General features: G+C 55.7%; 11 protein-coding genes and 1 riboswitch. Of the genes, 3 read left to right on the top strand and 8 right to left on the bottom strand.

The genetic code is table 11. The annotated features are described in order from the left end of the window. Positions 1-284: 284 nt before the first annotated feature. Together ACR0ER_RS12665 and ACR0ER_RS12660 are read left to right on the top strand one after the other, a co-directional pair. On the top strand, positions 285-521 hold the full coding sequence (locus ACR0ER_RS12665; protein ID WP_170330235.1) for a hypothetical protein: 237 nt from the start codon (positions 285-287) through the stop codon (positions 519-521). A gap of 485 nt (positions 522-1,006) precedes the next feature. Then, complete coding sequence (locus ACR0ER_RS12660) at positions 1,007-2,563, top strand: M6 family metalloprotease domain-containing protein (protein WP_480769240.1); 1,557 nt, start codon at positions 1,007-1,009, stop codon at positions 2,561-2,563. A 172-nt stretch (positions 2,564-2,735) separates the two neighbouring features. Here the strand turns inward: ACR0ER_RS12660 and thiC are convergent, their stop codons facing one another. Further along, a complete protein-coding gene (gene thiC, locus ACR0ER_RS12655) occupies positions 2,736-4,526 on the bottom strand; it encodes a phosphomethylpyrimidine synthase ThiC (RefSeq protein WP_480769239.1) in 1,791 nt (596 codons plus the stop codon). Positions 4,527-4,635: 109 nt separating this feature from the next. Beyond that, positions 4,636-4,755, bottom strand: a riboswitch (TPP riboswitch). Positions 4,756-5,084: 329 nt separating this feature from the next. Between thiC and ACR0ER_RS12650 the strand changes: the two genes are divergently transcribed. Further along, positions 5,085-6,086 (top strand): GlxA family transcriptional regulator, encoded by a 1,002-nt coding sequence (locus ACR0ER_RS12650; RefSeq protein WP_480769368.1) that lies wholly within the window; start codon positions 5,085-5,087, stop codon positions 6,084-6,086. A gap of 2 nt (positions 6,087-6,088) precedes the next feature. Here ACR0ER_RS12650 and ACR0ER_RS12645 read toward each other — a convergent pair whose 3' ends face one another. The 7 genes from ACR0ER_RS12645 to ACR0ER_RS12615 all read right to left on the bottom strand — a co-directional run bounded on the left by ACR0ER_RS12645 (position 6,089) and on the right by ACR0ER_RS12615 (position 14,240). Next, positions 6,089-6,652 (bottom strand): sarcosine oxidase subunit gamma, encoded by a 564-nt coding sequence (locus tag ACR0ER_RS12645; RefSeq protein ID WP_480769238.1) that lies wholly within the window; start codon positions 6,650-6,652, stop codon positions 6,089-6,091. Then, positions 6,645-9,599 (bottom strand): sarcosine oxidase subunit alpha family protein, encoded by a 2,955-nt coding sequence (locus ACR0ER_RS12640; RefSeq protein ID WP_480769237.1) that lies wholly within the window; start codon positions 9,597-9,599, stop codon positions 6,645-6,647. Before ACR0ER_RS12640 ends, ACR0ER_RS12645 begins: the two co-directional genes overlap by 8 nt. Then, positions 9,596-9,892 carry a sarcosine oxidase subunit delta gene (locus tag ACR0ER_RS12635; RefSeq protein WP_480769236.1) on the bottom strand — a complete coding sequence of 99 codons (297 nt, stop codon included), beginning with the start codon at positions 9,890-9,892 and terminating at the stop codon, positions 9,596-9,598. The genes ACR0ER_RS12640 and ACR0ER_RS12635 overlap by 4 nt, the downstream gene beginning before the upstream one ends. Positions 9,893-9,904: 12 nt before the next feature. Continuing rightward, positions 9,905-11,155: a sarcosine oxidase subunit beta family protein gene (locus ACR0ER_RS12630; protein ID WP_480769235.1), complete on the bottom strand. Its 1,251-nt coding sequence runs from the start codon at positions 11,153-11,155 to the stop codon at positions 9,905-9,907. 630 nt (positions 11,156-11,785) lie between these two features. Then, positions 11,786-12,151, bottom strand: coding sequence for a cupin domain-containing protein (locus ACR0ER_RS12625; RefSeq protein WP_480769234.1), 366 nt, complete (start codon positions 12,149-12,151; stop codon positions 11,786-11,788). Then, positions 12,148-13,185 carry a phosphate acetyltransferase gene (pta, locus tag ACR0ER_RS12620; RefSeq protein WP_480769233.1) on the bottom strand — a complete coding sequence of 346 codons (1,038 nt, stop codon included), beginning with the start codon at positions 13,183-13,185 and terminating at the stop codon, positions 12,148-12,150. The genes ACR0ER_RS12625 and pta overlap by 4 nt, the downstream gene beginning before the upstream one ends. A gap of 11 nt (positions 13,186-13,196) precedes the next feature. Beyond that, positions 13,197-14,240: a YeiH family protein gene (locus tag ACR0ER_RS12615; RefSeq protein ID WP_480769232.1), complete on the bottom strand. Its 1,044-nt coding sequence runs from the start codon at positions 14,238-14,240 to the stop codon at positions 13,197-13,199. Positions 14,241-14,490 lie beyond the last annotated feature (250 nt).

Below are 14,490 nucleotides of genomic sequence, written 5' to 3'. Positions count from 1 at the left end.
GAGTTTCTGGCTCATCGTCACCACCGAGGAGTGGACGATGAGAAAGACAACTGGTGATCTTCGGTAGCGTACTGCGCGCCACCAATACTCCAAACTCCAGTAAAAAGCACTTCCAAACTTGGAGCAGACACACGTCGCTATATCACTTTTGCGACGTTTTGTTGTTTGGACACGACACGAATCGTCGTAAACTTGTTAGTTGTCACCCTGCCTTTCTGAATTTTGTTCTTCCGTATTTTTGTACTGGGCGACACGTAATTTGATACAGAGAAAGGATTTGTAAGATGCCTTGGAAAACCTGCGAAGTTACTGCGGCCGGACCGGCTGAAAACGGTGTGATCTACATTTCTCTGCGTGCGACTGATGGAAGCTTCCATCATTGGTTCAACGCAAATGCAACCTATGAGCGGGAAATGTTGGCGACGGCTTTGACGGCGATCAGTGCGACCAAGACCGTTTGGGCCCTGCTAACCGCAACATCAGCTTACAGCACGATTAACAGACTTTACGTGCGGGCCTGATCGCGCGGCAATTGTTACTCTAGCTGTGCGAAAAGGAGAATGTAATGTCGGATATAGAGAACCCACCTCTTGACACCGCCACTGAGACTTCTGCCGCCAAGTCCGCTGCAAGCAACGTGCAAAATCCACCGCTCGGCGGGGAGGGAGGGCCTGCTGGCAGGTCTGCCGATATCATGAACCCGGAGTTGGAAGCCGCGGGATCATCACCCAGGGTGGCTCCGACAGGGCGTCCACCGTCCATAGAGAACCCAGTTTTAACGGCGCCCTCTTCCGTACCATTCAGCGCCAAAACGAATGTGGACAATCCCGAACCCGAGGCCAAGGCCGCCTCGGCGGGTGATGCAAAAAAGGCCGAGGCAAAGCCGAAGGCCAAGACCACTCGTCGGCGTACGACCAAAAAGACGCGCTAGACTTCGCGCTTGGCACATGCTCGGCGGAAGTAATTCGTGTCTGCCGGGTAACCTTTAGCTTTTGGAGTTTTTGTTATGCCTATGCCATTTGATGGAGAAGAATTCACCTTTCACAATCCAGATGGAACGTCATTCAAGGTTCGTGGGAGTGGAAACCAGTTTTATGCGACCTTCGAAACTGAAGACGGCTTTACGGTCGTCAAATGCGAGACCAGTCGCGAGTGGCGTTTTGCCGAAGCGGCCGCCGATGGTGCGCAGCTTGTAGCGTCTTCGTTGGCACCTGGCCGCGATGATCCCAGTGCAGCCGGTTTGGCCCAGCATTTGAGACCTTCACATGAGGTCGCAAAAGCTGATGCCTTACGGTCGCAAATGATCAGTGGGCGCCGACGTTGGGAAGACCGCTGGGCGGAGCGCGTGATGGCAAAGAAAGCTGCCCCCGGCGGCCCATTTGCCGCTCCGCCGTCAGGCCCGACAACCGGCACCTTTGTAGGGCTTTGCGTATTGATCGATTTTCCAGACGTCGCAGGGACAATCTCGCAAAACGAGGTTACCAAGTATTGTAACGACGTTGGGTATTCCGGTTTTGGCAACAATGGTTCCGTGCGCGACTATTTCTTCGATGTGTCGGACGGAAAGCTGACCTACACCAATATCGTGACGGTATATTACACAGCCCAGAACAACCGCAGCTACTATACTGACGAAACGGTCAGCTTTGGAACGCGTGCCCGCGAGCTCATCACCGAAGCTCTTGATGATTTGGTCGCCAACGGATTTGATTTCAGCGGACTGACCGCAGATGGGTTAGGTTTCATACATGCGCTGAATGTTTTCTATGCAGGCGATCGGGTAAACAACTGGGCCGAAGGGCTTTGGCCGCATTCCTGGTCGCTGGCGTCCGCTTACAATATTGGGGGTGGCAGAAAGTTCTTCGACTACCAATTCACCAATATGGGAGACGAGTTAACCCTTGGCACGTTTTGTCACGAAAACGGGCACATGATCTGCGATTTTCCAGATCTGTATGACTACGGGTACGAATCCCGTGGAACCGGGCTCTACTCACTGATGTCCTCCAGCGGCAATCCCAAGAACCCAGTCCAAATAGATGCCTATTTAAAGCATGCCGCGGGGTGGACTTCGAACTTGACAACGCTGGCTCCGGGAATGACAGCAACCGTAAACGCCGGTCAGAACGACTTCTGTATCTTTCCACGCAGTGATACCGAGTATTTCATCATTGAAAACCGTCAGCAAACAGGACGTGATACGGCGCTGCCGGATTCCGGCTTGGCGATCTGGCACGTTGAGGAAAGTGGAAGCAACAATAACGAGCAGATGACGGCCGCCCTGCACTACGAGTGCTCGCTGGAACAAGCCGATGGAAATTTCGATCTGGAGAACAATTCCAATTCAGGCGATTCCACCGACCTTTTCCCTGCCTCTGGGATAACAGAGTTCGATGACGCGACAACGCCAAACAGCAAATGGTGGGATGGTACAAACTCGGGTCTGGAGGTCAGTAACATTTCCGCGTCAAGCAACACAATGACCTTCCAGGTCGGCGGTGCGGCCACAGCAACATCACCCGCACTGACAGGGGTTTACAAGTTGTTGTTGTTGAGCGCTTAAAACAGCTCTGCTGGGGCATTCAGGCGCGGTCTGCGCTGCAACTGGGTTCGCCGAGAGCCTGTATCGCTTTTGGTCGAGACACGAGCGAACGCACATCGAGGTCCAATAATTGCGCCTACACCTGTAACATCTATTTTTCGATGATCGTGCAGGCGCAATACTGGTCTAGCTATTATTCGTTAACAGGTACGTACAAGTCTCCACCCTCGCGGAACTTGGCGGCCATTGCCTCCATACCCTCTTTTTGGGCTTCTGCCCGTATGTCGTGACTGATCCGCATTGAACAGAATTTCGGACCGCACATGGAACAGAAATGCGCGACTTTGTGCGCTTGCTTGGGCAGAGTTTGATCGTGAAACTCCCGGGCTGTGTCGGGGTCCAAAGACAGGTTGAATTGGTCTTCCCAGCGAAACTCGAACCGTGCGCGGGACAGGGCATCATCGCGACGCTGCGCTCCCGGCAAACCCTTGGCTAGATCGGCCGCATGTGCGGCGATCTTATAGGTAATGACCCCGGTTTTGACGTCGTCCCGATCCGGCAGGCCCAAATGTTCTTTAGGCGTGACATAGCAAAGCATCGCGCACCCGAACCAACCGATCATTGCGGCTCCGATTCCACTGGTGATGTGATCATAGCCCGGAGCAATATCCGTGGTCAGCGGACCAAGCGTATAGAAGGGTGCCTCGTGGCAGCATTCCAATTGCTTGTCCATGTTTTCCTTGATCTTGTGCATGGCAACGTGGCCCGGCCCTTCGATCATCACCTGACAGTCTTTGGTCCAGGCAATTTTGGTCAGTTCGCCCAGTGTTTCCAGTTCAGCGAACTGCGCCTCATCATTCGCATCAGCGATTGAGCCGGGACGCAGTCCATCGCCGAGGCTGAAGGAAACGTCATAGGCGCGGCAGATGTCACATATCTCGTCGAAATGTTCGTAGAGGAAGCTTTCCTTGTGATGGTGCAGACACCATTTTGCCATGATCGAACCACCGCGAGAAACGATGCCTGTCACGCGGTTTACCGTCATCGGCACCATGTGCAAGCGAACCCCCGCGTGGATGGTGAAGTAATCCACGCCTTGTTCCGCCTGTTCGATCAGCGTGTCGCGGAACACTTCCCATGTCAGGTTCTCGGCGATGCCGTTTACCTTTTCCAGCGCCTGATACAGAGGAACCGTCCCGATCGGTACCGGGCTGTTGCGAATGATCCATTCGCGGGTGTTATGAATGTTGCGACCCGTAGACAGATCCATAACAGTGTCAGCGCCCCATCGGATCGCCCAAACCATCTTGTCGACTTCTTCCTCCATCGAAGAAGTCACGGCCGATGTACCCATATTTGCGTTGATCTTGACCAAGAAATTGCGCCCGATGATCATCGGTTCGCTTTCGGGATGGTTGATGTTGGCCGGGATGATGGCGCGCCCTGCGGCAACTTCATCCCTCACGAATTCCGGCGTTACATAGTCGGGAATGCTGGCGCCCCAGTCGTTGCCTTCGCGCGGCTCAACAACGGCTTCGCGCAGCTGGTTTTCACGGATTGCGATGAATTCCATTTCAGGCGTGATGATACCGGCGCGGGCATAAGCCAATTGGGTCACCGCCTTGCCGTCCTTTGCACGCAAAGGAAGCGGGCGCACTGGGAATTCGGGAGTCAGCCGATCTCCTTCAACAAATCCATTGTCTTCGGGTTTAATCTCGCGCCCCTGATACTCCTCAATGTCGCAACGTGCCTCGATCCACTTGCGACGGAGAGCAGGCAAGCCCTGCCGAATGTCGGTGGTTACATTGGGGTCGGTATAAGGACCGGAACTGTCATAGACCGGCAGGGGCGGCTCACCTGCGGTTGGATGAACGGAAATCTCACGCATCGGCACGCGAATGTCTGGATGCAGCGCTCCGTTGACATAGAACTTGCGCGACGCGGGCAGTTCATCCGTAGTGATTTTGGGGTTGGGGACGTTCATGTTGGTGCTCCTCAAGCAGTTCAACTCAAAAAGACACCAGATGAGTTTGGCTTGGGGAAACGAGAGGGTAGTTTACCCCCTTGTTCGGAGAACGCCTGCCCTTTTCTGCAGCCTGCGCGCCCTAGCTTCCTACGCCAGTATCAACTGGGTCAGGTTCAAAGGGTCGCGTCGCCGGGCAATGCCCTGTCAGCCTCTCAGTCCCCTTGGTGGGACTCCCCTGCGTGTGCAAGACTTACTCCGAGAAATACCAAAGAGACAAGCATCAAAGATGCCAATCTTCGGTTTCGATGGGTTCAGGCAACTCATTTTAGCAGGATATCTGGCTCGGACCGAAGTGGCGCATCGGATTTCGGGCAGAGCACAATTTTGGCGCCTGCATTTCAAGTGCTTGAAACGCGTGTCGCTGAATGAAGACTCAACTTTGAAACCACCACCCAAGCGAGAAACAAACCCGCACTTCTGTCTCTACATAAGACCGGTCCGGTGTCTTCGTTGCCGACAGGAATAATGGGCACTATTGTCTTAGACATCAGTTCAATTCATCATATCAATGAACCGATGATAAAAGAAGAAATGACCCTTGGAATCCTAGTCTTTCCGGGATTTCCCATGGCATGCCTGACCTCGTGTATCGAACCATTGCGAGCTGCCAATGAAATTTCAGGGCAGGATGCGTTCCGCTGGATGGTGGTTGCTGAAAAAAACGAGCCAGTGCAATCCTCTGCCGGGGTGGCCTTTTCACCCGACTGTACGCTGGCTGAAGTCCAGGGTCTGGATCGCTTGCTGTTTGCGTCCAGTCCAAACAGCGTTTTCGAAGACCCCTCAAAAGCGAACGCAGCCCTGCAACGGTTGTTGCGCGGAAACACCAAACTTGGCGCGATTAGCGGCGGGGTTTTCCCCCTTGCAAGAACCCGTCTGACCGAAGATCAACCCTTGTCCGTCCACTGGTGTTATGAGGCGGCTTTTAAGGCCGAATTTCCTGAAATCCCGATAACAGACACCGTAGTTTGTTCTGAAGGTAATTTTACGACTATCTCAGGTGCATCGGCCGTGTTTGACCACATGCTGACATTGATTGAAGACAGCCTAGGCGGCGACGTGATGGCTGAAGTCGCCTGCTGGTTTCAGCACCCGTTTATCCGCAGCGCAACGATGTCACAAAAAGTTCCCGCCATTTCTACGGCGAAAAGCCAGGATTTACTGCCAAAGCAGGTAGCACGCGCCATTCGGCATTTTGCCGAACATATCGAAAGCCCTATTCAAATCAGCGAAGTGGCCGAAGCAGTCGGTCTGTCGGCACGCTCTCTGGAGCGTGGGTTCAAGAAAGCGACCGGTCAAAGTCCTCTCAGCTATTACCGAAAAATGCGAATGAACCAGGCGCGGCAGTTGGTTCTATATACCAACGACCCTATCACCGAAGTGGCTTATATGGTCGGGTATTCCACGCCCGGTTCCTTCATGCGCCATTACCGCGAGACGTTTGGGGTAACGCCGATCAGCGACCGGCGTGCCAAGAATTCAATGCGTGTCGGTAGCGATGACGTGCTTCCGTCGGGCTGAGCTTAGGCGATAGACCGCGCCGCAGCCACAAGCCCGTGGTGCAACGAACCCGCAGCAGACCGGGGGGCTAAGATGGCCATATGATCATCGGCCAATCGCCACAAAAACACACCCAAATGTTCCATTGTTGTACGGATGGCCGAACCGGGCACCATCGTACGCACCGGCGCATTGCTAAGCCGTTCGAACAGATCGCACAAACCAACCCCTGCCACGTCAAATCGGCACCAGCCATCTGTCTGCTCGACCACCGAGGCGCTGCGTCCGACTATTTCCTTCACCTCGGACGCCAGCAGTTCATGACTGTCATGCGGGGCGGTGATCATCCATTGATCAGGCCCCATCCAGATGGCGCCAAAGGGTGCTGCAATCACGGCGTGACCAGGTTCAGGTAGGTGCAATCCGATGTGATCAGCCAGCGCTTGCTGCATGACGGCAGATTGTCCCTTTCGGGCCGCGACCGAAGCCAGGGCCTGATCCACGACCTCGGTGACGTTGATCGTGCCGATGTGATCCAGGCGAGGAGAAACGCCACGCAGTGGAGTAATTGCTTTTAAGTTATGCACGGAGCCTCTCCCCTTCCGGGTCAACGAAATGAGCACTGACGATTTCCACCAAGATTTCCTGACCTTCCAACGGATTGACTAAGCGTAACTGCTCACCCTTACGGTCGAGCCCGCCTTTCACAAAACCCAAAGCGATGGAACTTTGGAGGGTGGGAGAATAGGCTGCAGAGGTGACATAACCCTGATCATTTGCAGCATCGACCGGCCCGGTCTTGTTCATCAGATGCCCGCCTGCCAGCAGGGTATCCTTAGCGTCCAAAGGCTTCAGGCCGACCAGAGCCAGCGCATCCGGAGCGTTCATTCCCTCACGACGACTAAGCACATTGCCAATACAGTCTTTCTTGTCGCTGACCATCCGACCAAGGCCAAGGTTCAGAGCAGTGGTTGTTCCGTTCAATTCGTTGCCCGTAGCGTGGCCCTTTTCGATGCGCATGACGCCAAGGGCCTCGGTGCCGTAAGGCACCACATCAAACTCTTCGCCCGCTTCCATAAGCGCCCGCATCATGGCATCGCCATAACGGGTGGGCACGGCGATCTCATATGCCAATTCGCCCGAGAACGAAATTCTGAAAAGCCGCGCGCGCAACCCCCCGCAGACGGTGACCTCGCCGCAGGCCATAAAGGGAAACGCCTCGTTCGATATGTCGAATTCGGGATCGACGATCTTTTGCAGCAGCTTGCGGCTGTTCGGACCCGCAACCGCATATTGCGCCCAGGCCTCGGTGGTTGAGATAAGTTGCACATCCATATTCGGGCACAGACATTGGCGCGCGAATTCCATGTTGCGATAGACCAGAACCGCGTTAGCAGTGGTTGTCGTTACGACGAAATGGTCCTCGGCAAAACGTGCGGCTGTCCCGTCATCATATGCCACGCCATCCTCGCGCAGCATCAGACCATAACGCACTTTGCCCACCGGTAGTTTGGCGAATCCGTTGGCGTAAACAAAGTTCAGGAAGTCAGCGGCGTCAGCACCCTGCACGTCGATCTTTCCCAGTGTCGTCACGTCACAGACACCAACTGAATTGCGGGTCTGAAGAACCTCGCGATCAACTGACTGACGCCAATGCGTCTCACCCTTGCGCGGAAACCATTGTGCTCGCATCCAATTGCCGACTTCGACGAACACTGCGCCCCGCTCCTCGGCCCATTTGTGGCTGGGGGTCAGCCGGGTCGGGTGGAAATCTTTATCGACGGCACGCCCCGCCAGAGCCCCCATCGCCACAGGTGTGTAGGGCGGTCGGAAGATGGTGGTGCCGGTTTCAGGGATCGACTTACCGGTCAGTTCCGCCATCACCGCAAGCGCACCGACGTTAGAAGTCTTCCCCTGATCGGTTGCCATACCCAGCGTTGTGTACCGCTTGAGGTGCTCGACCGAAGTGAAATTCTCCTGATGCGCCAGTTTGACGTCCTTTACGGTCACGTCGTTCTGGAAATCCAACCAAGCCCGTTTTGCGTCCTTCACATGCCAGAACGGCGACAGAGAGACTGGCGCATCCTGTGCGGCTGGCAAGTCAGCTGGCGTCGCGGTGATCCCAAGATCAGCAAGTGCGGAAACTGCTGCGGCCGCTCCACCCCGGAGTGCTGCGTCGGTTGTCAGCTCAGCCTTTGCCGCTCCGGCTACGATCTGTCCGACGGGCAGACCTTCCCCCGGAACAAATGCATGAATATCCGCGTTCCAAACCGGTCGGCCTCGCTGATGACAGGTCAGGCCGAGGTTGGGGTTCCAGCCGCCTGACGTCGCCAGCGCTTCGCAATACAGATTGCGTGTATATCCTTTGGCGACCCTGACCCGAACCGCACTCAGACCGAGACGACCGGATGTGTTGATGATCTCGGCCCCCTTCAGAACTTCAGTCCCCTCAACATCTGGCGCATCGGGCCGCGTGTCGATGATGGCGGGCACCTTGACGCCCTGCGCCATTAGATCACGGGCCGTTTGGTGGGCGTCATCGTTATTGGCAAAAACGACAACAGATTGCGCAGGCGTTGTGGCCCAGCGATTGACATAGGCACGAACGGCGCCAGCCAGCATGATCCCGGGGCGGTCGTTGTTTTCAAACGCGATGGGGCGTTCGATCGCGCCAGTCGCAATCAACGCGCGCTTAGAATAGATGCGCCACAAGGTTTGACGCGGCTTGCCCGGAGCGGGTTCAGCAAGATGATCCGCGTTGCGCTCGACCGCGCCGTAAATCCCATGATCATAGGCTCCGAACACAGTGGTCCGAGGCATCTGACGCACATTGCTCATGCCCGCCAGTTCCGCCTGCGTCTGCATGACCCAATCTGCACCTGAGATTTCTGCCAACGTGCTGGACTCGGCGATCAGACGTCCGCCCAACTCGAAATCTTCTTCGGCCAGAATGACCTGTGCGCCCGCGCGACCTGCTGTCAGTGCCGCCGCCAAACCTGCTGGTCCCGAGCCGATAATCAGCAGATCACAATGCAGAAACCCTTTGTCATATAGGTCGGGGTCGTCCTCTCCGGTCAAACTGCCCAAGCCGGCGGCCTTGCGGATGATGGGCTCATAGAGCTTTTCCCAGAAAGCCTTTGGCCACATAAACGTCTTGTAATAAAAACCTGCCGTTAGAAAATTCGAAAACCGGTCGTTAATCGCCATGAAATCGCGTTCCAAGGACGGCCAGCGGTTTTGCGAATTCGCGTCCAGCCCGTCATAGAGTTCGGCAACCGTGGCGCGGGTATTCGGTTCTTGCCGCCCGCCCGTGCGAAGCTCGACCAGCGCATTGGGTTCTTCGCTGCCTGCCGTCAATACGCCCCTCGGCCGGTGATACTTGAACGAGCGCCCCGTTAGTCGCACGCCATTTGCCAGCAAAGCCGAGGCCAGCGTATCACCCTGAAACCCGCTGTAGGTCTTTCCGTCAAACCGAAAGTTCAGGCTGCTGCTGCGGTCAATCAAGCCGCCATTCAAACGATTCACCTGAGTCATTTAGCAGACCTTCCTGCGGTAACCGCCTTCGCCACGTCATGGGCAAGTTCGACGCTCAGAATTTCATGAGTAACTGTGTTCCGCGTGACGACAAGCCACGAACGATCGCCCTGCTCGTGGTACCAAAGCTCACAGTGTTCGCCTGCTGGATTGTCGCGCAAATACAGATAGTCGTGGAACTCGCTCAGCGCGTTTTCACACTGCCAATCGGGCCGGTTGATAAGCGAGGCATCACCCAAATAGGTAAACTCCTGCGCATCACGCGGGCCAAGCAAAGGATGGTCAATAATCATCTGGTTTGCCCCTCAATGCAGGTTCGGTTGGGCGCCCTGCCCTTTTTCGTCGATCATGTGGCCGGTTTTAAACCGATCCAGCCTGTAAGCGATGGCTACTTCATGCGGGCGGTCGGTCTTCAACAAATGCGCAAAGCAGTAGCCCGAAGCAGGCGTCGCCTTGAACCCGCCGTAACACCAACCGCCATTGAAGTAGAGGCCGTCGATGTGCGTCCTGTCGATGAAGGGCGAGCCGTCCATGGACATGTCCATGAGCCCTCCCCAACTGCGCAAGAGGCGCGCGCGTCCAAGTGCCGGTATCAGAGAAATCCCGCTTTCCACGACATCTTCGACAACCGGCAGGTTACCCCTTTGGGCGTACGTATTGTACATGTCGATATCGCCCCCGAATACCAGCCCGCCCTTGTCGGATTGGCTACAATAAAAATGTCCAGCGCCATAGGTGATTACGCCCGGGATGAAGGGTTTTAACCCTTCGGAAACAAAGGCCTGCAGAACGTGGCTTTCGATGGGAAGGCGCATTCCGGCCATCGCCATCACCCGGCTGGAACTGCCCGCAACCGAAACACCAACCTTTCCGGCCCCGATGTATCCGCGGGTTGTCTCAACACCCCGAACCGCACCGTTTTCGATGCGAAATCCGGTGACTTCGCAGTTCTGAATAATATCTACGCCGCGCATATCGGCCCCGCGGGCGTAACCCCAGGCCACTGCGTCATGCCGCACTGTGCCGCCGCGCCGATGCAACAGACCGCCCCGGATTGGAAAGCGTGCATCGTCGAAATTGAGGAACGGGTACATCCCCCGAACAGCCTCGGCATCCAGAAGTTCAGCGTCCGACCCGTTCAGGATCATGGCATTCCCCCGACGCCGCGCCGCATCGCGCTGCGCATCTGAATGGACGAGGTTCAGAATTCCACGCTGGCTGACCATCGCGTTGTAGTTGAAGTCTTGTTCCAGGTTTTCCCAAAGCTTGAGCGAAAACTCGTAGAACGGCTCATTTCCGTCCAGCAAATAGTTCGACCGAATGATTGTCGTGTTCCGCCCGACATTACCGCCGCCTATCCAGCCCTTCTCCAGAACCGCGATACGTGCCGCGCCGAATTCCTTGGCAAGGTAATAGGCCGTCGCCAACCCGTGGCCGCCACCTCCGACAATGACATAGTCGTAGGCCTCCGCAGGCGCGACGTCACGCCATTGCGGGGTCCACCCTTTGTGACCTGTCAGGGCCTCTTTGAGGATTCTCAGAGCTGAATAGCGCATGAAGGCTCCTGTTCGTTGCAGCCCTCAATCTGCGCTGAGAAAAGTGCTTTTTGCAGATGTTGTTTCGGACAGAAAATAATTCAAATACGACAAATTTGCGATTAGCGCCGGTTGTGTCGCCAAGTTTTGATCGCGGGTGACCTGACCACGTGTGTTGGCCCCTGTTGCTTTCAATTCAATCGCGAGCATTTTTGAGACAACACATATGAAAGGCTGCCCTTTTCACAAAGGCGTAGGTTTGCCCTTCGGTTATTTCCGGTCGCGCCTCTCTGTGTCCTGTCGCGACATGGAAGAGATCGTGAAGGAAAGGGCCTTGAAATCATGTTCGGACGTTTCAAAGCCTGGCGCCGCATCGCGAACCGATACGAAGGTCCTCGTGTCGGCAATCGCTCTCGCAGCTACCATTCTGTTCTGGCAATAAGTCTGGAGCCTAACAATCAAATTGAACCACCCAAGTGGGTCTGATTAGAGGGGCAATTCAAGCTTGCTAGCCTTAGTCGGTCGATTTGGATCGACAGTGTAAGGCACTCCATCAAAATCGCGCAATGCAGTTCCTCTGAGCTCATTGTAAATGCAGATGCACCCAAAGCCCATTCAATGGGAAGGTTCACGCCCCAGGAACGGTTTACGTCACTCAGACAAGTCTCGTATGACAAAGTGCTTTGTCGTTGTCTCAACAACTTCCCAATAGCCCTGAAAGCCGTTTGGAATCATAAAGCTGTCACCGGTGCGAAAATCCTGCCGCGTCCCGTCTTGGTGAATCAACGCGCAATGTCCTTCAACGATGTAGCAATACTCATCCTTGTCCGTGAACGCGTGCCATTTCCCAGGAGTTGATGTCCACGTGCCCGCCGAGAGTGCACCGTCGGAGCTGGTGAAATGCATCCCGACCTTGTGGTGAGGATCCCCCTCTACCACGCGATCCGGCAGATCAGACAGGCGGCGCTCGCTGCGCGTTGCGGGTTCGTCGAACAGGTTGATGACTTGTACATTCATCGCAAAACCTCCGAATTCGGTTGCATCTTTGTTTCGTTTGCTTCGGCCTGGGCTGCGGTTACGGCGATCATGTGCAGAATATCCTCGGCCGAACATCCGCGGGACAGATCATTGGCTGGTTTATCCAGCCCCTGCATAATCGGGCCGACGGCCACTGCTCCTCCGACCCGCTGGGCGATCTTGTAGGCGATGTTGCCGGATTCGAGGTTGGGAAAGACAAAGATGTTCGCATCGCCACCCAGTGGCGAGTCCTTGGCCTTTTTTGCTGCAACCTCGGGCACAAAGGCTGCATCAAATTGCAACTCACCGTCAATAAGAAGATCGGGCGCCGCCTCCTTGGCCAAACGCGTGGCCTCAACGACCTTGGTCACGGCTGCACTGCTGGCGCTGCCACGGGTCGAGAACGACAACATCGCGACCCGCGGAGTATCCTGCGTCAACGCCCGGAAACTACTGGCTGAAGCCAACGCGATCTGGGCCATTTCTTCTGCAGAAGGATCAACGACCAGACCGCTATCCGCAAAGACATGCGCGCCTTTTTTGATGTGGTGACCCTCGCAGAACAGCATCAGAAAAAAGCTGGATACAAGCTTTTCGCCGGGTTTTGGACCAATGACCTGAATGGCAGTCCGCACGATCTCAGCCGTGGTTGCTACGGCACCGCCAAGGGTTCCGTCCGCAAGCCCCTTCTTTACCATTAGCGCGGCGAATACATGCGGTTTGCGTGCTTCAAGCCTGGCCTGTTCCTGCGTGACGCCCTTGTGCTTGCGCAGTTCAAAATACAACGCCTCCAAATCATCGATATGTGCTGACGAGGCAGGGTCTTCGATTTCTAGTCCGCCACCCGGTTGGGCGTTCAGTGATGCGAGCTGGCGTAAGATTAGCCCCTCGTCCCCCACCAGCACAATTCGGGCGACGCCCTTCTCCCTTGCTTCAACCGCAGCTTCGACCGCGCGGGGGTCAGACCCTTCTGACAGAACAATTTTCTTTTGCGATTGCGCAGCATTTTTGAGCAGTTCTTCCAACGGCTTCATGGCAAGTCCTTTTAAAAATGCACGAGGTAGACGCCCGCCAAAACCAGCACGGCGATGAAGACGGTCTCGGCGACGATCAGTGCGATGGCCTGCCCCCCTACATCCAGAATGCGCTTGAGCGAGGTTTTCATCCCGACCGCTGCGATCGACACCAGCAGTGCCCAGCGGCTGAGGCTGGCCATGGCCGAAGAGATGACCTCGGGGATGAACCCAAGTGAGTTCAAGGTCGCGAAGATCAGAAAGCCCACGACAAACATCGGCAAAATCGGAGGCCGTTTACCCTCGTCTTCACTGAACTCTGCATAGCGGCGGACAAGTGCAGAAATCACCAGAACGACCGGGGCCAGCATGGCAACGCGGATCAGTTTCACCATCGTCGCAACTTCGCCAGCTTCATCCGAAACGGAAAAACCGGCACCCACAACCTGAGCGACGTCGTGAATGGTACCGCCCAGAAATACCCCCGAGATCTGATCGTCGAAATCAAAGGTCTCGGTCAGGATCGGGTAGGCGATCATCGCAACCGTGGATAGCACGGTCACCGACAGAACGGTGAAGATCAGATTGCGTTCGGAGTGTTCGTTCTTTGGCAAAATGGCGGACAAAGCCATCGCGGCAGAGGCACCGCAAATCGCAACCGAACCGCCGGTCAGAACACCGAACCGCCAACCACGACCAAGCAAGCGCGCGCCGAGCAATCCAAACAGGATCGTCAGAATGACACCCGTTATGACAACTGCGATCAATTGCGGCCCCAAGCCTACCATCAGTTCAACAGAGATACGTGCACCCAACAGCGCAACGCCAAAACGCAGAACGGTACGTGCGGTAAACTCGATCCCGGCCTTGCAACTTCCGCTGTCTTCCTCGGCCAGAAAATGAAACGCAATGCCAAGCAAAAGCGCCATCAACATCGCTGGCGCACCGTAGTGTTCCGACAGAAACTGCGCAGCTACAGCCACAACCACGGAAATCAGAAATCCATGACCGTTCCTGCGAACGAAATCTTGCGCCCACGACAGGGGCGTCCGGGATGCATTTAACGCCTGCATCATGTTTCCTCTGTGCAAAAATGCGCCCTCCAGACCGGAAGGCTGAATGAAACCCGGACCCGTTTGAGCCCGGGCTTCATACCTGCTTAGGCGACCCCGGCCTGTTGGTTCATGTCGTCGGCGCTGATGCCTGCGACTTCGACCGGTTTTTTCATTGCGTCGCGGCGGAAGGGCTCACCCAGTTCCTGGTTGATCATGGCTTCGATCAGGGTGGTGATGCCGTTCTTCTGGTCCTCGATGGCCTGGTTCAGGG

The organism is Ruegeria sp. CH8 (assembly GCF_056536985.1).
Note: the sequence above shows the minus strand (reverse complement) of the source record. Positions and strands in the feature narration are given on the sequence as shown.